Genomic DNA, 22,885 nt, shown 5'->3' on the forward strand with positions numbered 1-22,885 from the left:
AGGTTATGTGGCTAATGCTTTTTTGCATATATCTTTATTAAGATTGGTAGAATCACATTTTGACTAATTTAATATATTTTATTTGAGAAATGTTAAAAAGGTGAGACAAATTATTCCCGATTTCATCAAGTTTAAAAATTGTGCTGTTTTTTTTGTTTTTTGAGATGAATCCAATAGAATTATAGACATGACTATTATAGTCTGTGTAGCTGACACTGATTAACTTATGTTTTTCAATTGCTTGGTTAATAAAAAAACTAATTTGAAAAACGGGCATTTGCTCATTGCTATTAAGTAGCTGTTCATTTTTTATGGAAAATTGCTTTTGAATTGATTGCGAAATTTGTTGTAAGGAACTTTTCTTTAATTCTAGCATAATAAAACATCCTCCTTTTTTCAGAACACCTGTTCGATATTTATATTATAGAACATTTGTTCGAAAAAGCAAGTCAAAAAATTATAATTTATTAAAAAAATCTAATTAAGAAAAACTTGAATTATTTTCAAAAAAAGTACATGATATATTTAATACAATATTTTAGAGGAGAGTTTTGTAACCATGTCTAAACGGGGAATGTTGATAGTTTTATCTGGCCCTTCGGGTGTCGGTAAAGGAACGGTTAGAAAAGCAATATTTGAGCAAGATGATAATAAATTTCATTATTCAATCTCAATGACAACAAGGTCGATGCGCGAAGGAGAGATTAATGGAAGAGATTATTATTTTGTGTCCAAAAATGAATTTGAGCAAGAAATAAAAAATGATGGCATGCTAGAATATGCTCAGTATGTTGACAATTATTATGGAACACCACTAAAATATGTTAATGAGATGTTGGACCAAGGAAAAGATGTTTTTCTTGAGATTGAAGTAAATGGTGCCATGCAAGTGCGTGAAAAGTGTCCGGATGGTTTATTTATTTTCTTGACTCCACCTGATTTAATGGAGTTACGTCATCGAATAGTTGAACGTGGAACTGATGATTTAGCAACAATTGATAAGCGTATGAATAAGGCTGTTGATGAGATAGAGATGATGCAAAATTACGATTACGCAGTTGTTAATGATGAAGTTTTAAATGCAGTTGAAAAAATTAAAACGATTATTAGGGCCGAAAGATGGCGTGTTAAACGTTTTTTGCCAGATTATAAAAAACAGTTAGGAGATGTTTTAAAATGATTTTATATCCCTCAGTTGATGATTTATTAGATAGAATTGATTCGCGGTATTCATTAGTCATGTTGGCAAGTAAGAGAGCACATGAATTGGATGCTGGTGCGATTCCAATGCTTAGCGAGTATAAATCTGTTAAAAATGTTGGTAGAGCTTTGGAAGAAGTAGTCGCTGATGATTTGATTATTGATCCTAACCAAAGAGAAGAAGTATAATTATTATAGTAAGGACCATTGCATTATTAAACCAATAACGACAATGGCCCTTTTTTGTTGTTCTTTTTTTTCAATATTATTGATACAATAAAGGTGGCAAAAAGGAGGGGTACATTTGAAAAATTTGCACATTGTAGTTTATGTAACTGGAGGAATTGCAGCCTATAAGTCTATTATTTTTGTTAGAGAACTAATTAAGAATGGGGCAGAAGTTAAGGTTGTAATGACAAAAATGGCAACTTCTTTTGTGACACCTCTTACTTTTAGAACGATTAGTCACAATGAAGTATATTATGATGAAGGAAGACAACTTGGAATTGTAGAACATGTTGAGTTGTCAATGTGGGCTGACATTGCAATAATTATTCCGGCAACTGCAAATGTTATTGGTAAGTTGGCTAACGGAATTGCAGATGATTTTGCAACGACAGCATTGCTTGCAATGAATTGTCCTAGATTTTTAGTTCCCTCAATGAACGATGTAATGTATGAGAATAGTGCTATGCAAAGAAATTTGCAACAATTAGAAAATGATGGTTACAAAGTCTTAGAACCGAGTATTGGTTTTTTAGCTGAGGGTTATGAAGCAAAAGGTCGTATGCAGGAACCAGAAGTGGTTTTTAAGTGGTTGAAGGCAAATATTTTGCAGGAAAGAGTCCAAGATTTAATTGGGAAAAAAGTAATAGTTACGGCTGGGCATACTGTTGAAGAGATTGATCCTGTCAGGTATATTACAAATCATTCAACAGGTAAGATGGGATACGCTGTTGCACGTGAAGCTGTTAAGCGAGGTGCTGATGTAATATTAATAAGTGGGCCTACAAACCTTGCTAATGATACTGGGGCAAAACTTATTTCAATAAAGACAACTGGTCAAATGTATCAGATTATAAAAAAGTATTATGAAACAAGTGACATAGTTATAATGGCTGCTGCTGTGGCAGACTATCATGTAAAAACACCAGCTAAACAAAAAATTAAAAAAAATGAAAATGAACTTGTTCTTAGATTAGAAAAAAATATTGATATTTTAAATGAATTAGGCAAAGAAAAAAAGCAGCAAAAATTAGTTGGTTTCGCTGCTGAAACGCAAGACTTAATCAAGAATGCGCAACAAAAACTAGTTAAGAAAAACTTAGATATGATAGTTGCAAATGATGTTTCGCGTAAAGATATTGGTTTTGGAACTGATGATAATGAAGTTACTTTTATCCGACCAAACAAAAAAATAATTAGTAGTCCGAAGACTGACAAAAATGATATTTCTAAAATGATTTTTGATCTAATTTAAAAGGATAGGAGGGATTTACAATCACATCTTTTGCCGAAATAATTGTTGATGTACAAGCTATGCAAACTGATCGGCCATTTATTTATCAGATTCCTACAAAGTTTGAAAAATTGATTCAAGTTGGTATGCGAGTTAATGTTCCATTTGGGAAGGGTAATCGTTTGATTCAGGGTTTTGTGATTAATTTAAAAGAAGATACAGATTACTCTGGAAAAACAAAGGAAATAGTGACCCTAGTTGATGTTGAGCCAATTTTATCAAAAGAACTAATGTTGCTAGCTAAATGGATGGCACATGAAAACTATGCATTTTTGATAAGTTGTTTACAAGTTATGCTGCCTAGCGCAATGCGTGCAAAGTATTATAAACGATTAGTTCTTGTAGATAATGAAGTTGATCCCATCATAAAAAATTACTTTTCAAAAGGAAACAGTCGGATTTTAGAGGAAACTAATACTGACCCTATGTTGTTTAAAAAATTAATGGGAGCTAGAAATGCAGGGAAAATTAGGATTGAATATGTGATAAAAGAAGGACTATCAGAAAAAAAAGTACAAGTGATTTTAAACAAATTGACCAAAGAAAGCTATCATAAAGAAAAGGAAAAACTGCGTTCAAATGCAGTAAGTCTAAATAAATTGATTGATTTCTTGGTTGATTTGAAAGATAAACAACTCGAACAAGTAGTTGTTGAAAAAAAATTAGGAATCACTAGTTCGGTCATAAAAAAGGCAGAATTAAAGAAGTGGTTGACTCGCAAAATTATCGTAAAAAAAAGAAATCCATATCAGCAATATGACTTTGTAGAAACTAAACCTAAGAAACTTACAGCTATGCAAGAAGAGGTAGTTGACAAGATAAATAGCATGATTAGAGACAACAAAGCAATGACTTTTTTGCTCGAAGGTGTGACTGGCAGTGGGAAAACTGAAGTTTATTTGCAAGCAATGGCACAAGCTTTAAAAAATAACCAAACAGCGCTTATGCTAGTTCCCGAGATTGCATTGACACCACAAATGGTTAAAAATGTAGTTGGAAGATTTGGGTCAAAAGTTGCCCTCTTACATAGTGGCCTTTCGGAGGGGGAACGGCTTGATGAATGGCATAGAATCCAAAGTGGTGACGCTCAAGTTGTTGTTGGAGCAAGGTCTGCTGTTTTTGCACCATTAAAAAATATCGGAATAATCGTTATTGACGAAGAACATGAAACAAGCTATAAGCAAGAAAAAATGCCTAGGTATCATGCTCGAGAAGTTGCTAAATGGCGTGCTAAAATGAACAATTGTCCCCTGATTTTGGGAAGTGCAACACCGTCATTAGAGACAAGAGCACGAGCAAAAAAAGGAGTATATGAATGGCTGCATTTAAGCGAAAGAATTAACAAGATGCCCCTTCCAGAAGTTCGCTTAATTGATATGCGAGTAGCAACAAAAAAAATCGATGAAAATGTTGATTTTTCGCTTGAATTAAGAAAGGAGATACAAATAAGGTTAAAGAAGAATGAACAGATTATATTAATGCTAAATCGGCGTGGGTATTCTTCTTTTATGATGTGCCGCGATTGTGGAGAAGTTTTACAATGTCCAAACTGCGATATATCATTAACACTTCACTTGGACAGCCATTCGATGAAATGTCATTATTGTGGTCATGAAGAGAGAATACCTCAAAAATGTCCTAATTGTGGTAGTAAGAAAATTCGTTATTATGGTACTGGAACACAAAAAGTTGAACAAGAATTGCAAAATTTATTTCCTGAAGTACGTATTTTAAGAATGGATGTTGATACTACTAGGAAAAAAGGGGCACATGCGAAATTTCTCAAGCAATTTGGAGATAAAAAAGCCGACATTTTGTTAGGAACACAAATGATTGCTAAGGGGCTTGATTTTCCTGATGTCACCTTGGTAGGTGTTTTAAATGCAGATACAGCGCTCGGGTTGGCAGACTTCAGAGCAAGTGAGCGAACTTTTCAGCTATTAACACAGGTAAGTGGTAGAGCAGGGAGAGCACAAAAAGAAGGAAAAGTCATTATCCAAACCTTCAATCCTGAACATTATGCTTTGCAATTAGCGAAAAAACAAAATTATGAAGAATTTTTTATTAAAGAAATGCTAGTACGTCATCAAAATGGATATCCCCCATATTTTTATACGATTCAAGTAACTGCGAATGCAAAAGAAGAAGGGGTTGCAGCAAAAAAGATCTATCAAATTTATGCTGAACTTAAAGCAGCTTTATCAGCAGAATCAATTATTTTGGGCCCAACACCTAAAGCTGTATTACGTATTAATAATCAATTTTATTATCAGTTAATTATTAAGTATAAAAATGAACCAATGTTAGATAGGGCTTTAAATAATATTTTGCAGAAAAGTCAAAAGGATGAGCAACAAGGAATTTTAATTTCAATAGATAAAGAGCCACTTAATTTTATTTAAAAGGTCAAAAAGAAGCGAGGTATTTAAATGACATCAGTTATTTTTATGGGAACCCCTAAGTTTGCAGCTACAATACTTCAAGGTATAATTGATGCAAAATATGAAGTCAAAGCTGTAGTAACGCAGCCTGATAAATATATTGGACGTAAAAGGATTCTCAGTATTTCACCCGTTAAAGAAGTTGCAGAAAATAATAAAATATCAGTTTTCCAACCAAGCAGATTGGGTAAAAGTGATGAGTTACAGAAATTAATTGCACTTAAGCCAGACTTAATAATAACAGCTGCTTTTGGACAATTCTTACCAATGTCGTTGATTGAGTCAGCAAAAATTGCGGCAGTAAATGTTCATGGCTCATTGTTACCTAAATATCGTGGTGGAGCGCCAATTCAATATGCAATTATGAATGGTGAGGAAAAAACCGGAGTGACTTTAATTTACATGATTAAAAAAATGGATGCTGGGAAGATGCTAGCTCAAGAAGAATTACCAATTTTAAAAAGTGATAATAATGGAACAATTTTTGATAAAATGAGTGTTCTGGGGAAAAATTTATTGCTTCAAACTTTGCCAAAATTAATTGAAGGAACTATTACAGGTGTACCTCAAGATGAAGAAAAAGTTACATTTGCACCAGTTATATCTGCAAAACAGGAAGAATTGTCTTTAGGGTTAACATCTTTGGAATTAGATTATAAAATCAGGGCACTTAGCCCTAATCCAGGTGCTTATTTTAAAAGCTTTTTAGGGAAAAGAACTAAATTTTGGGAAATAAATCCATTAAATGAAGTAACAAAATATGAAGCAGGTATTGTTGTAGCAGTAGCGAAAAAACAGTTAAAGATTGCTGCTTTTGGTGGAAGTGTTTATGAGGTAAATGTGATTCAACCAGCTGGTAAGCCCAAAATGACTATTGGTAACTTTTTGAATGGTCAGGGCCAAGGAATAAAGGTAGGACAGAGGATAATAATAGATGAATGAGCAAAGTAGTAATCCAAGATTAATTGCAGTTGAAGTTTTGACGAAAGTTTCAGGAAAGGGTGCTTACTCTAATTTGGCGCTTAATCAGGCCCTTAAGAATACTAATTTAGCAAGAGTTGACGCCAATTTAGCAACAAATATTGTTTATGGTGTTTTACAAAATCTTTTGCTACTTAGATTTTGGCTAGAACCTTTTGTTAGAGGGAAAAAAATAGACAATTGGGTAGAACAGCTATTAATGGTATCACTATATCAATTGGAATTTCTTGATAAAATACCTAATCATGCAGTGCTTAATGAAGCAATTGAAATTGCAAAAATGAAAGGCCATGACGGGACTAGAAAATTTGTTACTGGATTATTACATGCGATTTTACGTAAAGGTGTTCGCGATACAAAAATAATCCAGAATGAAAATGAACGCTTAAGTGTAAAATATAGCGTTCCTATCTGGATAATCTTGGAACTAAAAAAACAAGTAGGAAATGAAAAAGTAGTTTCGATTCTAGAATCTTTGAATGAGGCTCCAAAACAATCAGTTCGAGTAAATGAGTCAAAATGGACTATTGAGAAAGCCAAGCAAGAATTAGTAAAAAAAGGATTAATGGTTGAAAATAGTCGAGTTGCAGCGAGTAGTTTAGTTGTTTCAAAAGGCCATGTGAGTGAAACCACTTTTTTAAAAACTGGTGAAATTATGGTTCAAGATGAAAGTGCAAGCCTAGTCGTTGAGTCAATGGAATTAAATGGTGATGAATTAGTGTTAGATGCATGTGCAGCACCTGGCGGCAAAACGATGCAAATTGCTGATTATCTTGAAACAGGAAAAGTAACGGCGTTAGATATCCATAAACATAAAATCAAGTTAATTGAAGAAAATGCTTTAAAGTGCGGTTTTGAGGGGAAAGTTGAAGCAATTCAACTAGATGCACGTAAAGCTAAGGATCATTTTAAACCAGAAACGTTTAAACAAATTCTTGTGGATGCTCCATGCTCAGGTATTGGGTTGATGAGAAGAAAACCAGAAATTAGATATGAAAAAAAGCAACAGGATTCACTTAATTTACACAGAGTTCAACTAGAAATATTGGATGATGTTTCTAGTTTAGTTGAAGTGGATGGCTATTTGACTTATAGTACATGTACGATATTGGACGTTGAAAATATACAAGTTATTTCAGAATTCCTAAAAAAACATACGGAATTTGAACAGGTAAAGGTTGAAACAAAATTAAAATTACACAATGAAGAAAAATCTTTGACGATTTATCCAGATGATTATAATTCTGATGGTTTTTTTATTGCTCGAATGAAAAGAGTCAGATAGATGAGGTGAATTTCCAATGAATTTTGCATACAAGAGTGACGTTGGCAAGGTAAGACCTAGAAATGAAGATTATGTAGGAATTTTCAAAAATACCAAGGAAATTAGTTTTGCCATTGTAGCAGATGGGCTTGGTGGTCATAAAGGTGGGGATGTTGCTTCGGAAATGGCAGTTTCTCATTTAGGTTTTCGTTTTGAGGAGACAGCAATTGAGTCGATTGATGTTGCAGCAAATTGGTTAGTCAATGAGGTACAACGAGAAAATAAATTGATTCTTGAGCGTTCAAATCAATATGATGATTTGAATGGAATGGGGACTACAATAGTGTGCGCCATTTTTTTTGGTGACGAAGTGTTGCTTGCAAATATTGGAGACAGTCGAGGCTATTTACTGCGAGATAGCAATTTAACGCAACTCACTGAGGACCATTCTTTAGTGAATGAATTATTAAAGAGTGGACAGATTAGTACAGAGGAAGCTAAAAACCATCCGCAAAAAAATATTGTTACTAGAACCTTAGGAATTTCAGAGAATGCGAATATTGATGAAAAAATAATAAAACTAGAGAGCAACGATATTTTGTTGCTTTGTTCTGATGGACTTAGCAACATGGTTGATAATCAAACAATCCAAAAGATATTGTCAAATGAAAGCTCTTTTGTAACTAAGTGTAAGGATTTGATTGTTTTAGCAAATGAGGCTGGTGGAAAGGATAATATAACACTTCTACTTGCTTCACCTTCTTCTGAAAGGAGGAATGAGCAATGAAATCGGGATATATACTTAGTGGACGTTATCAGATTGTACAAACATTAGGTGAAGGTGGTATGGCAAATGTCTATCTGGCCTATGATTTAATTTTGAAAAGAGATGTTGCCGTCAAGTTAATGCGCCTTGATTTGCGTGATAATGAAGCAGCGATTAGACGATTTAGACGTGAAGCAATTTCCTTAACTGAACTTGTACATCCTAATATTGTGAATATCTATGATATTGATGAAGATAATGGGACACAATTTTTAGTAATGGAATATGTTGAAGGGATGGATTTAAAAAGCTACATAGCCCAAAATTATCCAATTGGATATGAAAAAGTGGTTAATATTATGGATCAAGTGCTTTCAGCAGTTGAAGAAGCGCATGCACATGATATTATTCACCGTGATTTGAAGCCTCAAAATATTTTAATTAATGCAGATGGGCAAGTAAAAATAACTGATTTTGGAATAGCTTTGGCAGCTTCAGAATATTCCCTAACACAAACTAATACTTTGATGGGATCAGTTCATTATCTTTCCCCTGAGCAAGCAAGAGGAAGTGTAGTAACAAAACAATCTGATATTTATTCATTAGGAATTATTTTGTTTGAATTATTGACTAGTAGAGTCCCATATCAGGGTGAAACAGCTGTGTCAATTGCATTGAAACATTTTCAAAATGATATGCCTTCTGTAAGGGACATTGATAGTCAAATTCCACAAGCTCTTGAAAATGTTGTATTGAAGGCAACTGCAAAAAATTTAATCGATCGTTATCAATCAGTTTCGAAAATGAAAGATGATATTGAGACTTCTTTATCGTATACAAGAAACGGAGAAAAAAAATGGGAGCCAACAAATCTAGTTGAAGATGAGACTAGAATTTTAGAACCCATACAAGAAAAGCAAGTCAAGAAAGCATCTGATTCTGATGTTATGGAAAAGACATTGAAAAAAAATGCTAAGAAAAAATGGAGTAAGAAGAAAAAATGGATTGTTTGGATTTCGATTATAGGAGCTTTGATACTATTTATTGCTTTTATCGTAGCAATAGCTGTAAGTCCTAAAAATGTGTCAGTTCCTGACTTACAAGGGATGAATAAAGCAGAGGCTGAAACAGCGTTGAAGGCGCAGAAATTAACAATTGGTGATATAAAATATCGAAGTAGCAGTAAATATGATTCAGGACAAATTATTTTATCTAGTCCAACCCAAGGATCAACCGTACGACAAAATTCTAAAGTTGCTTTAGTGATTTCAAATGGGCCTGAGAAAAATGTTTTTGGAAATTACAAAGGTCAATCATATGCAAAAGTTAAACAATTACTTGAGAATAAAGGTGTTACTGTTATCAAAGAAACAAGGGCTTCTGATTCAATTGCAAAAGGTGAAATAATAAAGCAAAGCGTGGCAGCTAAAAAGAAGGTTATCTGGAAACAAACTACTGTTAAATTTATCGTTAGTTCAGGAGCCAAAGTTATTACTCTAAGAGACTTAACAGGATATACTGAAAAAAGTGTTGAAGATTATGCACAAGAGTTAGGGTTAGTATTAAATGTTGAAAATGGTTCTTCTACTGATTCAAGTGATTCAGAACTAGTTATTTCACAAGAACCTGCCGCAAATACACGAGTTAAAGTTGGAGATACTTTAAATGTTGTTTTAGGTTCAGTTGATGCCTCATCTGCGACAAATGCTACAGAATCGGATAGTAGTTCAGAAGATAGTGAAAGTAGTGCAGCGAAGAACTTTTCTTTAAATGTTACTATCCCATATCAATCGCTTTCAACTAGTTCAACTAGTTCAACGAGTTCTTCTTCAAGTTCGAGTGCACTGAATACAGTTCAGATATACTTGCAAGATGATAATCATAATTATAGTGATGTTTATCAGGAATTTACGATTTCTTCTGATACTAGTGTTACTCTGCCCTTCACACTAAGTGGTTCAGATACTGGAAAATATAAAATTGTCAGAGATGGCCAGGTTATTGCAGAAAAAACAAATATTACTAACTAGGTGTAAATTTTGAAAGGCAAGGTGAGATATTGTTAATAGGTCAAATTCGACAATCACTGAGTGGATATTACGATATTGACGTAGAGGGGATTACTTATCGAACGAGAGCGCGTGGGAACTTTAGAAAAAAAGGTGAGACTCCTCTTGTCGGTGATTGGGTAGAGTTCAAGGCTGATAATCAGACTGAAGGATATATTTTAAAAATTAGAGAACGCAAAAATATATTAGTGAGACCACCTGTCGCTAATATTGATTATGCAATTGTTGTTACGGCTTGCAAAGAGCCTAATTTTTCAGCAAATTTACTAGATAGGCAATTAGTGATGCTTGAAAAAAATGGAATAATTCCATTGTTGTTTTTTTCAAAAAGTGATTTATTATCCGATGAAGAGCTAAAGCAAATGAACCAAATTGTGGCTAATTATCAAAAAATATATAATTGTCAATTAGCAAGCTTAAATTCAGTTATAACCCTGCTGAATAATATTCAAAATAGGGTAATAGTTGTAATGGGGCAAACAGGAGCTGGAAAATCAACATTATTAAATAATCTTAAACCGGAATTGAAGCTAGAAACAGGAGAAGTTTCAAAGGCGTTAAGTCGTGGGAAACATACAACTCGTAAAACAACGTTACTGCCGATTTTGGAAAATTTAATTGCAGATACTCCAGGTTTTTCTTCTTTTGACATATTAGATGTGAAAAAAGAAGAGCTTGCAAAATACTTCCCAGATTTTCAAAGTTATGCGAGTGGATGTAAGTTTAGAAGTTGCATACATCTGAATGAACCTGGATGTAATGTTAAGGCTGCAGTGAATAACGGGGAAATAGCAAAAACAAGGTATGAAAATTATCAACAATTTCAAAAAGAATTGAGTAATCAAAGAGTAAAATATCGAAAATGAGGTGATTATATGAAAATTGCACCATCAATTTTAAGTGCAGATTTTGCAAATTTAAGAAAAGATATTGAAATGTCGGAAAAAGCCGGTGCAGAATATTTGCATATCGACATAATGGATGGTCATTTTGTACCGAATCTTTCATTTGGGGAGCCTATTTTGAAAGCAGTTCGACCATATTCTAATCAAATTTTTGATTGTCATTTAATGGTTGAGAATCCAGAAGATTATATTGTGCCTATGGCTGAAGCTGGTGCAGATATTATTGGTGTTCATTATGAATCAACACCGCATATCTACCGTGTTTTACAAAAAATAAAGGAGGTAGGTTGTAAAGCAGAAGTTGTTCTTAATCCTGGAACTCCAATTGAAGTGCTAACTGACATATTAGCTTTTGTAGATGCTGTTTTAGTAATGACTGTTAATCCTGGCTTTGGAGGCCAAAAATTTTTACCAAATATGATTGGGAAGATTCAAAGATTAAGTCAAGTTAAGACAGAGCAAAAATTGGATTTTGAAATTGAAGTTGACGGTGGGATTAATGAACAGACAATTCAAGAATGTCAAAAAGCGGGAGCTACGGTAGCAGTTGCAGGTTCTTACATCTTTAATGATAGCAACCCAATGAACAAAATTAAGGTATTACACAAAGTTACGGGGGATTAATTAAAATGGAGATAAATTTATTAGTGGGTGGACCTAGCAGTGAATGGCCAAGTAATTTGTTTAAGAATGCTGATAAAAAGGTATGGGTCGGGGCTGATCGAGGTGCATTATGGCTGATAAAAAATGGTATTCATCCAACGATTGCGATTGGAGATTTTGATTCTTCATCTGTGGAGGAACGTAATTTAATTAACCAAAATAGTCAAAAGGTATATACAGCAAAGCCAGAAAAAGATGATACGGATACAGAACTTGCACTTAAAATTATTTTTCAAAGTTTTGAAAAAATTAGTCGCATAAATATATTTGGGGCAACTGGTGGTAGAATCGATCATCTTTTGGCTAATTTATTTTTTGTTTTACGTAGTCCCTTTTGTGATTACACGGATAAAATTTTTATTTTTGATCGCTTTAATACTATAAATTTTTTTAAACCGGGAAGCTATATGCTCCAAAAAGAAGAAGATAAAAAATATTTGGCATTTGTTCCATTGACGACTGTAAAAAAATTAACTTTAATAGACGAGAAGTATCAGCTTAGTCAGAAAGATTTTAATTTTCCAGTCTCGTTAGCGAGCAATGAATTTATAGGTGAAACTGGAAGTTTTAGCTTTGAAACTGGAATTGTTTGTGTAATTCAAAGCAAAGATTAAATTTTAAAAGAATCAATTTGTTATCAAAAAAAGAGCCTGAGGTTTCCCTCAGACTTTTTTTATGTGTATTAGCTTCAATTTGATTCTTAATACACAATGATAAATTATTAAACTCGAGTAACTTTGCCAGATTTCAACGCACGAGCTGAAACCCAAACTCTTTTAGGCTTACCGTCAATCAAGATACGAACCTTTTGAAGGTTTGGTTTCCATGAACGGTTTGTTTGGTTTAAAGCATGTGAACGTTTCTTTCCGAAAGTTGTTTTGCGGCCAGTAATAAAGTCTTTTGCCAATATAATTTCCTCCTTTAATGATAGGATTCAAAGCATACGTACTGCTTACTCACTAAATTAAGTTATCATAATTAGCGTTTGATTGCAAGGATTTTCTGTAAAGTAAAATAACTTGGCAGATAAATCAAGTACTTTGATTGAAATCGAGGCAATCATGCGGTATAGTGATTTGGTATATTTTATGATAGAATATCAATAGTAATTGTGTGTAAAATTAAGGAGGCTATTTTTTTATGGCTGTAAAAATAAGAACGCAATTTGGCAACATTGATATCAACAATGATGTAATTGCAACAGTTGTTGGTGGCGCTGCAACTGAAATATTTGGAATCGTTGGAATGGCAAGTAAAAATCAAATAAGAGACAATTTAAATGAGATTTTAAAGCGCGACAATTACTCAAAAGGAGTTATTGTACGCCAAGAAGATGATAAAGTTGCAGTTGATGTATATATAATTGTTGGTTATGGGACTAAAATTTCTGAAGTTTGCCGTAATGTTCAAGATAAAGTTAAATATAATTTGGAAACCATGCTAGGAATAACAGCTAATTCAGTTAATGTTTATGTGCAAGGTGTACGAGTGATTGAAGAGTAGTTAAGTTATTGTGGGGGCCAAGGAGGATAATTGATTTGAAAGTCACAGAGATAACTGAAACGCACTTTAGGAAAATGGTGGCGGTCAGTTCAAAGAGATTGAGTAATAATGCTGAATTTATAAACTCGTTAAATGTTTTTCCTGTTCCAGATGGAGATACCGGAACGAATATGAGTCTTTCTTTTACTAGTGGAGCAAAGTATGTTTCAGAGTCTACGGCTAGTAGTGTGGGCGCATTGACTGTTTCCTTAGCAAAAGGATTGTTAATGGGTGCTCGGGGTAATTCTGGAGTGATTCTATCACAAATATTTCGAGGGTTTTATAAGAGCGCAGAAAAGAAAGAAAGTTTAAATGCTAATGATTTAGCTACTGCATTAACTACAGGGGTTGAAACAGCATACAAAGCAGTTATGAAGCCAACCGAAGGAACTATTTTAACGGTTGCAAGAGAAGCGGCTAAAGCTGCCAAAAAAGCAGCTAGTCAAAGCGATGATACGGTCGTTGTGATGGAGGCAGCATACGAAGCTGCTAAAAAAGCACTCGCAAGCACTCCGGATTTGCTACCAGTTTTAAAAGAAGTTGGTGTAGTTGATTCTGGAGGCCAAGGGCTTACTTTTGTATATGAAGGCTTTTTTGATGCACTCTCAGGTAATGAACGGGCTAATGACGATTCTCATCAGCCTAGTGTTGAAGAAATGGAAGAGATGGTTAACGCTGAACATCATAAGAGTGTTCAAAGTCAACTTAATACTGAGGATATCAAGTACGGATATTGTACTGAAATAATGGTTAAACTTGGTGCTGGAAGATTAGTTGATTCAGAATTTGATTACGAAAAATTTAGAAATCATTTAAATGAAATTGGCGATTCACTTCTTGTAGTTGCAGATGAAGAAATCGTGAAAGTTCATGTGCATACTGAACAACCTGGTAGTGTAATGACGTATGGGCAACATTTTGGGTCTCTAATCAAAGTCAAAGTTGACAATATGCGGTTACAGCATGAAACAATTTTAGAACACGATAATGAAGAAACCAAAAATGAAGTAGTTGCAGCAGAAAATGTTGGGGATTACGGAATTATTGCGATAGCTTCTGGTGCAGGATTGACTAACTTGTTCAAAAGTTTAGGAGCAACTTATGTTTTGAGTGGTGGTCAGACAATGAATCCAAGTACGCAGGATATTGTGGATGCGATTGAAGAAATAAAAGCAAAAAAAGTGATAATTTTACCAAACAATAAAAATATTTTTCTAGCTGCACAACAAGCTGCAAAAGTAGTGAATATACCAGCTGAAGTTGTGGCTAGTAGGACAATTGCTCAAGGAATGACGGCATTAATTGCATTTAATCCTGATGAAGAAATAGAAGAAAATGTAGAAAATATGTCTAATGAAATGGACTCAGTAAAATCCGGTCAAGTCACAATTGCTGTTCGTGATACTACGATTGAAGGTATCAAGATAAAAAAAGATGATTATATGGGAATTATTGATGGGAAAATCGAATTAACAAATGTTGATAGAGTTACGGTTGCTATTCAAATGGTTGAAAAGATGCTTGATGGAGATAGTGAGATTGTCACAATAATTGTGGGGCAAGAAGGAACACTTGATCAGGCAGAAAGTATTAAATCTGCAATTTTGGATATTGATGAAGACCTAGAGATTGAAATTCATCAAGGAGATCAACCAGTATATCCATATCTTATTTCTGTTGAATAATAAAGTGTACTGTAATCTGATTAATTCTGTTTTTGAGAATTGATCAGATTTTTAATTCATTAGGATAGAAGGGAAGCAAATGTCGAAGAATTTAAATGATTCTGTTGCTGTGTTGACTGGCGTTGGTCCAAAAAAAGTAGCGGCACTAAACAAATTAGGAATAAATTCAATTGAAGATTTATTAACAGCATTCCCATTTAGATATGATGATTTTGCTACACGTAAATTGTCTGAGATTAGTGATCAAGAAAAAGTAGCATTGAAAGGAACTGTTGCAACTGAACCGGTATTAAGTCGTTTTGGGCGCCAAAAAAATCGGTTGAATTTTAGATTTTTAATTGACCATGATGTAATTATGGTATCTTTCTTCAATCAAAGTTACTTGCAATCCAAAATAGAGTTGGGGAAAAATCTGATAGTTTATGGCAAATGGAATCATAAGAGACAAAGTTTGGCAGGTATCAAAATTCTTTCGCAGGAAGCAAATACTGAATTGGGTGGAGTTTATCGTTCCTCAAAAGATTTAAAACAATCCCAAGTAAAAAAAATAGTTGAAGTTGCATATAATGAATATGCTGATGTAATTGTCGATGTAGTTCCTCAAAGCATAATGACAAAATATCGCTTGTTGCCTCGTAAAGAAGTTATTCGAGAGATACATTTTCCAACTAATCAAAAAGCTGCTAAATTAGCACGACGAAGCGGCACATTTGAAGAGTTCTTTTTATTTCAAGCAAGATTGCAATATATTAAAGAGAATCAAAGTATTAATCAAGGTAAAAAAATAGAGTATGATTTAAAAAAGGTAAAAAATTTTATTGCACAGTTACCTTTTGAATTGACTACAGCGCAAAAAAAAGTTGTCAATGAAATCTGTCATGATCTTCATTCAAAAAATCATATGAATAGATTGTTGCAAGGGGATGTTGGATCTGGGAAAACAATTGTTGCAGCAATTATAATGTATGCGGCTGTTACAGCAGGTGTGCAAGCAGCTATGATGGTGCCCACTGAAATTTTAGCACAACAACATGCTAAAAAATTGTCAGAGTTATTTGAACCGTTTGGAGTGAATGTTGCATTATTGACAAGTTCAACTGTTTCTAAAGTTGCTCGAAGAAGAGAATTATTACGTAATCTGAATAATGGAGTAGTTAACATTGTCATTGGAACACATGCTTTGATTCAACCAGACATTGTATTTCAAAATTTAGGATTAGTTGTGACTGATGAACAGCACCGATTTGGGGTTGGACAGCGTCAAATTTTAAGGGAAAAAGGAAGTACCTCGGATGTATTAATGATGACTGCCACACCAATTCCCAGAACCTTAGCGTTAACAACATATGGAGAGATGGATGTTTCAACAATTAATGAGTTACCAAAAGGTCGTAAAGCAATTCGAACGCAGTGGCTTAAGGATAATCAAATGATGTCAGCTTTTGAATTTATCGAACGCGAGTTAAGGAATCATGCACAAGTTTATATTGTAAGTCCATTAATTGAAGAGTCTGAAGTAATGGACTTAAAAAATGCCGAGGAAATATATAAAAAAACAAGTGATTATTTTGACTCGAGATATCATGTTGGGCTACTTCATGGTAGAATGAATAGTAATGAAAAAGAAAATATAATGTTAGACTTTAAGGAACATGCAATCGATATACTGGTTTCTACTACTGTTATCGAAGTAGGTGTCGATGTGCCAAATGCTACTATTATGCTTATTCTTGATGCTGATCGATTTGGATTAGCTCAGTTGCACCAATTACGTGGAAGAGTTGGTCGAGGCGATAAACAGTCCTATTGTTTGTTAGTTGCAAGTCCTAAAAATGAATATGGGATTGCTAGGATGCAAGTCATGATTAATACAAATGACGGTTTTGAAATTGCTCAAAAAGATTTAGAGCTTCGAGGACAAGGTGATATTTTGGGTAATAAACAATCTGGAATTCCAGATTTCAAATTAGGAGACCCAATTGCAGATTTAAGAATATTGCAAATTGCAAAAGAAGAAGCACATCAGGTAGTTAGTGCTGAGGATTTCAAACAAAAAAAAGAAAACGAAGAACTAATGAAGTATTTAAACCAAACTCTGTTAGAAAATTCATTTGATTAAAAGGGATGAAGTTAATGAAAATTGCAGTTGATGCTATGGGTGGGGATAATGCGCCTAGAACCGTTGTTGAAGGGGTAGAACTTGCTCGAAATGAATATAGTGATCTCGAGTTTAACCTCTATGGTAATGAAAAGGAAATAAGAAAATTTTTAAAAAATGAATCAAGAATTAATATTATTCATACCGATGAAAAAATAGATATGAATGATGAGCCAGTACGAGCTGTTCGTCAGAAAAAAAATGCGTCTATGGTTTTGGCTGCTAAAGCTGTTAAAGAGGGTCAAGCAGATGCTGTTTTTTCGTGTGGGAATACTGGGGCGTTATTAACGGCTGGATTATTAATAGTAGGAAGAATTAAGGGAATTAGCCGACCTGGGTTACTATCTACGTTACCAATGATTTCAAAAGCACAAGGAGCTTTTAACCTTTTGGATAGTGGGGCAAATGCAGAAAATAAAGCTGAACATCTTTATCAATATGCAATTCTTGGAAAATATTATGCACAAAAAATTAGAGGAATCGAAAACCCAAGAATAGGATTATTAAATAACGGAACGGAAGAGCATAAAGGAAGTAAAACTACACAGGAAGCTTACCAACTTTTAAAAGCTGATAAGGAATTGAACTTTGTGGGCAATGTTGAATCAAATGCAATTCTAAAAGATGTTGCTGATGTGGTAGTTGCTGATGGATTCACTGGAAATGCGGTCTTAAAAGCAATTGAGGGGACTGCTTCTGCCACATTGCATCTTTTGAAGGACTCAATAATGAACAGTGGTTTGAAAGGTAAACTAGGTGCTTTGCTGTTAAAAAGCACCTTTGGTGAACTTAAAAATAAAATGAATCAATCTCAATATGGTGGTGCTGTATTGCTTGGTGTTAAGGCCCCAGTTGTAAAAGCTCATGGGTCAAGTGATAGTGAGACTGTTTACTACACATTAAAACAAATTCATAAAATGTTAGAAGAAAAGATGATTCCGGATTTAGTTGCGTATTTCGAAGAAGAAGCAATTAAAAAAGTGGATAATTTGGAGGAATAGGCGATGACAGAAAAAGAAATTTATACTAAAATAGTAAAAATTATTAATGAGCGATTTGATGTTGCTGAAGAAAAAATCACACCAGAATTGAATTTTTCAAAAGATTTAAATGCAGATTCGATTGATATTGTAGAATTTGTACTTGAACTTGAAGATACATTTTCTGCTGAAATTCCTGATGAAGATGCAGAAAAATTATATACTGTCGCTGATGCAGTAAAATATATTGCAAATCATCAATAAAAATTAAAATGTTAGAATTTGTAAGAGATAGGTTGCGCCAGAAAAAGAGACTGGTTGGTAATCTATTTTTTTTAAATTAGTTAGTCAAATTTTGTTTAGAGAGAGTTGTAAGGGTATAATAAAACGTGATAATAAAAAAGGAGTAGACAATAATTGATAATTGGATTAATACAAAAATTAAAAATGGATTTTGGAATTGATTTTAAAGATGCAGAATTACTCGATGAGGCATTTACGCATGCTTCATACGTTAATGAACACCCACGAGAACATCTTAAATATTATGAGCGAATTGAGTTTTTAGGAGATGCTGTTATGCAATTATGTGTCTCTGAATATCTGTATCGTCGTTATCCTGGAATGCCCGAAGGAAAACTGTCACGCTTACGTGCGGCAATGGTGTGTGAGGATAGTTTTAGCAAATTTGCCAAAGAGTGTAATTTTGATGAATATATTAGATTAGGAAAAGGTGAAGAAAAAGCAAACGCAAGGCAAAGGCCAGCATTATTATGTGACATTTTCGAAGCTTTTATTGGTGCCTTGTACCAAGATCAAGGCAAAAAGATAGTAGAATCCTTTATTGCTAAAGTTGTTTTTCCTAAGTTAGATCTCGGCTGGTTTGATCATTTGTTAGATCATAAGACTGAATTGCAAGAATTATTGCAAGAAAAAGGGGAAGTTACGATTACCTATGATGAGGTTAAAAATCTCGGGCCAGAGCATAATAGAATGTATACTATGACAGTTAGTGCAGATGGCAAGGTCTTAGGAAAAGGTAATGGACACTCAAAGAAAGAAGCTGAACAAGCAGCTGCAAATGTTGCATTAAAAACTCTGAAGTAATGTACATTTAGTAAAGAAGTAAAGGAGCAGTGATGTATGAAGTTAAAGTCACTGATAATCAATGGCTTCAAGTCTTTTGCAGATAAAACGCAAATTAATTTTCAAGATGGCATAACTGCGGTTGTCGGTCCAAATGGAAGTGGGAAAAGTAATGTAATTGAGGCAATCAGGTGGGTTTTAGGGGAACAGTCTGCCAAAAATTTGCGTGGCGAAAAGATGCAGGATGTAATTTTTGCAGGAACAAGTAATCGTGCACCCCTTAATAGAGCCGAAGTTGAAATTATTTTTGATAATAAAGATCGCTATTTGCCGATAAACGAAGATGAAATTGTGATTGCTCGTAGGATTTATCGCAATGGGGACAGCGAATTTTTGGTGAATGGTAAACCGGTTCGTTTAAAAGATATAACTAGTTTGATGATGGATACAGGTCTTGGAAGGGAATCATTTTCAATTATTTCTCAAGGACGTGTGGAGTCAATTTTTAATAGTAAGCCTGAAGAAAGACGGATAATTATTGAAGAAGTAGCTGGAGTTTTGAAATATAAAAAAGAAAAGCAAAAGGCACAACAAGAACTTTTTGAAACTGCTGATCATTTAGATAGAGTGGCTGATATTGTGATTGAACTTCAAAAACAGCGAGAGCCATTAAAAAAACAGAGTAGTATTGCAAAAGATTATCTAGAACAGAAAAAAGATTTTGATTATTATAATTTAAATCGATTAGTTTTGGAAATTGACAGAGATACTGGTAAAAAGACGGAATTTGAAAGTGAAATGGCAAGGGTAGAAGATACTATTTCTAGAAATAAAAAAGAGATTGTTTCGTTTGAAAAGTTAATTAGCACCTTACACAAGAAACAAGAGGAACTAAATCAGTTACTTGACGCTTTACAAGAAGAATCAGCACTTTTGTCAGGGAAAAAGGAACGTTATAGTGGTAAAAAGGAAGTATCTCAAAAGGAAAAGGATTTTCAATTACAAAAAGTTACAGAAATTAAACAACAAAAAGAGCAAAATGAAAAAAAATTAAGTGGGTTAAAAATTGAATTATCTCAATTAAGAGAGCAGATACAAGAGTTTTCTAAAGAACGAATGACTTTGGAAGAAGAAATTGCTGCTGTAACTGGAGCTCAAGGTATTGATAAGATTCAACTTTCAAATAGCATTGAAAAACTACGACAACAGATTATTGATAAAATGCAAGAACAAACCTCGTTGAAAAACCAGCTTGTATATCTTGCAAAAGAACAACAAAAACAGGCAGCTAGTAAAGATGCTTTTATTAAAAGAACTGAAAAGCAACGTAATTTAATATTCGAACTAGAACAGCAAAAACAGGAACTAACTATTGCTTATGAAAAAAAGAATAGTCAATTTTTAAAATTAAAAGAACAAATTGTAAATTCCAAAGATAAACTTACAAATTTACAGGCGGACTTACAACATAAGAAGGAACAATGGTATAAAGCACTTGAAATTGTTCAAAAAGCGCAAGCACAACATGATAGTTTAAAAAATATTGAGGATAATTTTTCGGGGTATTATCGAGGCGTAAAGGAAATACTGCAGAAAAGGAATGAATTTCCAGGAATCATTGGCTCTGTTGCAGAGTTACTCGATGTTCCATCAAAAATCGCGTACGCAATTGAAATTGCGCTTGGGAGCCAAGTGCAAAATATTGTAGTAGATGATGAGAATGCGGCAAAATATGGCATTGATTATTTAGTGAAAAATCGTCTAGGAAGAGTTACATTCCTACCTAGAAATGTAGTAAGACAACGGAAGATTAATGAATATCAAAATAGTATTTTAGCGGATATTTCAGGAGTATTAGGGACAGGTAATACTTTAGTTAAATGTGCTAAGGATAATCAGCCAATTTTGAATTATTTGCTTGGATCAACGGTTATTGTTGAAGATATTGATACTGCAGTGAATGTCTCTAAAAAAATCAATCATAGTCTGAAAATTGTTTCTTTAAAGGGTGATGTCATTAATCCTGGAGGGTCAATGACAGGTGGTACCAATAAACAACAAAATAGTGGATTAATAGAACAAAAAAAGCAAATTAAAGATCTGGAAATTGATCTTGAAAAGATGAATGAAAAAATGAAAGAAATGGAGGTGCTTGGTGCTAGGACGAAAAAAAAGCATGAGCAAGTTGAATTCGAAGTTCAGAAGATAACAACATCCTTCGAATTAGTTGAAAAAGAAAAAACTGATACTGAAGCAAAACTTATGTCAGTGAAAGTACAAATTAAGCATGAAAAAGATAGCCTTGCGTTACAAGAAAGTGATTTTAAGGAAGAAGTAGTGGATAAATCTTTAGATGGAACCCACGCATCAATAATTAAAAGTCAACAGGAATTAGGTCAGAGTATAGATAGGCTCAAACAAAAATTTGAAGACAAGAAGAAACAATTGATACAACTGGATCAGCAAAAAGAACAAAGTGTACAAAGAAATAGTGACTTAAAGCAACGCTTAGCAATCCTTACGGAGAGATTAGGTTCACTTGAAATTCGATTGAATGAAACTAAGAATCAAATTTCTCATTATACATCTGAAATAAAAGAAGCAACTAAAGTCCTTAGCGAAATTAATGAAAAAGAAAAAATTAATTTGTTGAGGACAGATGAGATAAATAGCCAAATTATGCAGATAAATGAAAGACAAAAAGAACTGGGTAAGAAATTATTAGACGGTAAAGAAAAGCGCGCATCAATCCACGAAGAGTTACAAGAAATTGAAATTAAGTTAACAAAAGTTAATAAAATGCAAGAAGTAAATTTCAGCGAGCAACGCGAACAAAGTATTAAATTAAGTCATGTGAATGGAAAGCTTGATCAAAACTTAAGTGAGCTTTCGCAAAATTATGAATTAACTTTTGAAGCAGCAAAAATTGAAAATAAAGAAACTGATTTGAATAAAGTAATGCAAAAGTTAAAATTACTAAAACTTGGTATTCAGGAATTAGGACCAGTAAATATTGGTTCTATTGATGAATATAAACGTATTGATGAACGTTTTGAATTTTTATCGTTGCAACAAAATGATTTGTTAGAAGCAAAAAAACAGTTGCAAAATAGTATGCAGGAAATGGATAATGAGGTAAAGGTACGATTTGGTAATACTTTTAAGAGTATTGCAGATGCATTTACGGAAGTCTTTCCACAGATGTTTGGCGGTGGAAAAGCAGCTTTGAAATTAACTGATTCAACCGATTTATTGACAACTGGAATAGAAATAATGGCACAACCACCAGGGAAAAAGTTACAGAAGTTATCTTTACTATCTGGTGGAGAAAAGGCATTGACAGCTTTAACCTTATTGTTTTCAATTTTAAAAGTTAAGCCAGTACCTTTTTCTATTTTAGATGAGGCTGAGGCGGCCTTAGATGATGCAAATGTTGATCGTTATTCAAATTATTTACAAAATTTTCATGATCAAACACAATTTATTATTATTACACATAGAAAAGGGACCATGGCTCGTGCAGATGTCTTATACGGTGTTACAATGCAGGAGTCTGGGATTTCTAGAACAGTCTCAGTATCATTAGAAAGTATGCTTGATGAAGGCATCTCTGAAGGGGGATAAAG

General features: G+C 33.7%; 20 protein-coding genes. 18 read left to right on the top strand and 2 right to left on the bottom strand.

The features are described from left to right. Window positions 1-52: 52 nt before the first annotated feature. Window positions 53-376, bottom strand: a complete 324-nt coding sequence (locus FC80_RS04375) for a hypothetical protein (protein WP_057828913.1) — start codon at window positions 374-376, stop codon at window positions 53-55. A gap of 183 nt (window positions 377-559) precedes the next feature. Here FC80_RS04375 and gmk point away from each other — a divergent pair, with 183 nt between their 5' ends. The 11 genes from gmk (at window position 560) to FC80_RS04430 (ending at window position 12,422) form a co-directional block, all read left to right on the top strand. Next, window positions 560-1,180: a guanylate kinase gene (gene gmk / locus FC80_RS04380; RefSeq protein WP_057828914.1), complete on the top strand. Its 621-nt coding sequence runs from the start codon at window positions 560-562 to the stop codon at window positions 1,178-1,180. Continuing rightward, a complete protein-coding gene (gene rpoZ, locus FC80_RS04385; RefSeq protein WP_057828915.1) occupies window positions 1,177-1,389 on the top strand; it encodes a DNA-directed RNA polymerase subunit omega in 213 nt (70 codons plus the stop codon). Before gmk ends, rpoZ begins: the two co-directional genes overlap by 4 nt. A 115-nt stretch (window positions 1,390-1,504) precedes the next feature. Beyond that, complete coding sequence (gene coaBC / locus FC80_RS04390; RefSeq protein ID WP_057828916.1) at window positions 1,505-2,680, top strand: bifunctional phosphopantothenoylcysteine decarboxylase/phosphopantothenate--cysteine ligase CoaBC; 1,176 nt, start codon at window positions 1,505-1,507, stop codon at window positions 2,678-2,680. A 20-nt stretch (window positions 2,681-2,700) separates the two neighbouring features. Then, on the top strand, window positions 2,701-5,121 hold the full coding sequence (priA, locus tag FC80_RS04395; RefSeq protein WP_083486925.1) for a primosomal protein N': 2,421 nt from the start codon (window positions 2,701-2,703) through the stop codon (window positions 5,119-5,121). A gap of 27 nt (window positions 5,122-5,148) precedes the next feature. Next, window positions 5,149-6,102 (top strand): methionyl-tRNA formyltransferase, encoded by a 954-nt coding sequence (gene fmt, locus FC80_RS04400; RefSeq protein WP_057828918.1) that lies wholly within the window; start codon window positions 5,149-5,151, stop codon window positions 6,100-6,102. Further along, window positions 6,095-7,426 (top strand): 16S rRNA (cytosine(967)-C(5))-methyltransferase RsmB, encoded by a 1,332-nt coding sequence (rsmB, locus tag FC80_RS04405; protein WP_057828919.1) that lies wholly within the window; start codon window positions 6,095-6,097, stop codon window positions 7,424-7,426. The genes fmt and rsmB overlap by 8 nt, the downstream gene beginning before the upstream one ends. Window positions 7,427-7,442: 16 nt before the next feature. Next, window positions 7,443-8,192, top strand: coding sequence for a Stp1/IreP family PP2C-type Ser/Thr phosphatase (locus FC80_RS04410; RefSeq protein ID WP_057828920.1), 750 nt, complete (start codon window positions 7,443-7,445; stop codon window positions 8,190-8,192). Next, window positions 8,189-10,201 carry a Stk1 family PASTA domain-containing Ser/Thr kinase gene (gene pknB / locus FC80_RS04415; RefSeq protein WP_057828921.1) on the top strand — a complete coding sequence of 671 codons (2,013 nt, stop codon included), beginning with the start codon at window positions 8,189-8,191 and terminating at the stop codon, window positions 10,199-10,201. The genes FC80_RS04410 and pknB overlap by 4 nt, the downstream gene beginning before the upstream one ends. Before the next feature lie 29 nt (window positions 10,202-10,230). Continuing rightward, window positions 10,231-11,106 (top strand): ribosome small subunit-dependent GTPase A, encoded by an 876-nt coding sequence (gene rsgA / locus FC80_RS04420; RefSeq protein ID WP_057828922.1) that lies wholly within the window; start codon window positions 10,231-10,233, stop codon window positions 11,104-11,106. Between the two features lie 9 nt (window positions 11,107-11,115). Further along, on the top strand, window positions 11,116-11,769 hold the full coding sequence (gene rpe / locus FC80_RS04425) for a ribulose-phosphate 3-epimerase (RefSeq protein ID WP_057828923.1): 654 nt from the start codon (window positions 11,116-11,118) through the stop codon (window positions 11,767-11,769). A 5-nt stretch (window positions 11,770-11,774) separates the two neighbouring features. Beyond that, window positions 11,775-12,422: a thiamine diphosphokinase gene (locus FC80_RS04430; protein WP_057828924.1), complete on the top strand. Its 648-nt coding sequence runs from the start codon at window positions 11,775-11,777 to the stop codon at window positions 12,420-12,422. A gap of 107 nt (window positions 12,423-12,529) precedes the next feature. On the opposite strand, the gene rpmB is transcribed toward FC80_RS04430, so the two are convergent. Then, window positions 12,530-12,715 (bottom strand): 50S ribosomal protein L28, encoded by a 186-nt coding sequence (rpmB, locus tag FC80_RS04435; protein WP_057828925.1) that lies wholly within the window; start codon window positions 12,713-12,715, stop codon window positions 12,530-12,532. 233 nt (window positions 12,716-12,948) lie between these two features. On the opposite strand from rpmB, the gene FC80_RS04440 reads away from it, so the two are divergent. The 7 genes from FC80_RS04440 to smc all read left to right on the top strand — a co-directional run bounded on the left by FC80_RS04440 (window position 12,949) and on the right by smc (window position 22,883). Continuing rightward, entirely contained in the window at window positions 12,949-13,311 is a 363-nt protein-coding gene (locus FC80_RS04440; RefSeq protein WP_057828926.1) for an Asp23/Gls24 family envelope stress response protein, read from the top strand. Between the two features lie 35 nt (window positions 13,312-13,346). Then, window positions 13,347-15,035 carry a DAK2 domain-containing protein gene (locus FC80_RS04445; RefSeq protein ID WP_057828927.1) on the top strand — a complete coding sequence of 563 codons (1,689 nt, stop codon included), beginning with the start codon at window positions 13,347-13,349 and terminating at the stop codon, window positions 15,033-15,035. A 79-nt stretch (window positions 15,036-15,114) separates the two neighbouring features. Then, entirely contained in the window at window positions 15,115-17,154 is a 2,040-nt protein-coding gene (gene recG / locus FC80_RS04450) for an ATP-dependent DNA helicase RecG (RefSeq protein WP_057828928.1), read from the top strand. 14 nt (window positions 17,155-17,168) lie between these two features. Beyond that, window positions 17,169-18,194: a phosphate acyltransferase PlsX gene (gene plsX / locus FC80_RS04455; RefSeq protein ID WP_057828929.1), complete on the top strand. Its 1,026-nt coding sequence runs from the start codon at window positions 17,169-17,171 to the stop codon at window positions 18,192-18,194. Window positions 18,195-18,197: 3 nt separating this feature from the next. After that, on the top strand, window positions 18,198-18,437 hold the full coding sequence (gene acpP, locus FC80_RS04460; protein ID WP_057828930.1) for an acyl carrier protein: 240 nt from the start codon (window positions 18,198-18,200) through the stop codon (window positions 18,435-18,437). 153 nt (window positions 18,438-18,590) lie between these two features. Next, window positions 18,591-19,280 (top strand): ribonuclease III, encoded by a 690-nt coding sequence (gene rnc / locus FC80_RS04465; protein WP_057828931.1) that lies wholly within the window; start codon window positions 18,591-18,593, stop codon window positions 19,278-19,280. A 36-nt stretch (window positions 19,281-19,316) separates the two neighbouring features. Beyond that, complete coding sequence (smc, locus tag FC80_RS04470; RefSeq protein WP_057828932.1) at window positions 19,317-22,883, top strand: chromosome segregation protein SMC; 3,567 nt, start codon at window positions 19,317-19,319, stop codon at window positions 22,881-22,883. The last annotated feature ends 2 nt before the right edge of the window (window positions 22,884-22,885 follow it).

The organism is Liquorilactobacillus cacaonum DSM 21116 (assembly GCF_001436735.1).
In the GTDB taxonomy this organism is placed as follows: domain Bacteria; phylum Bacillota; class Bacilli; order Lactobacillales; family Lactobacillaceae; genus Liquorilactobacillus; species Liquorilactobacillus cacaonum.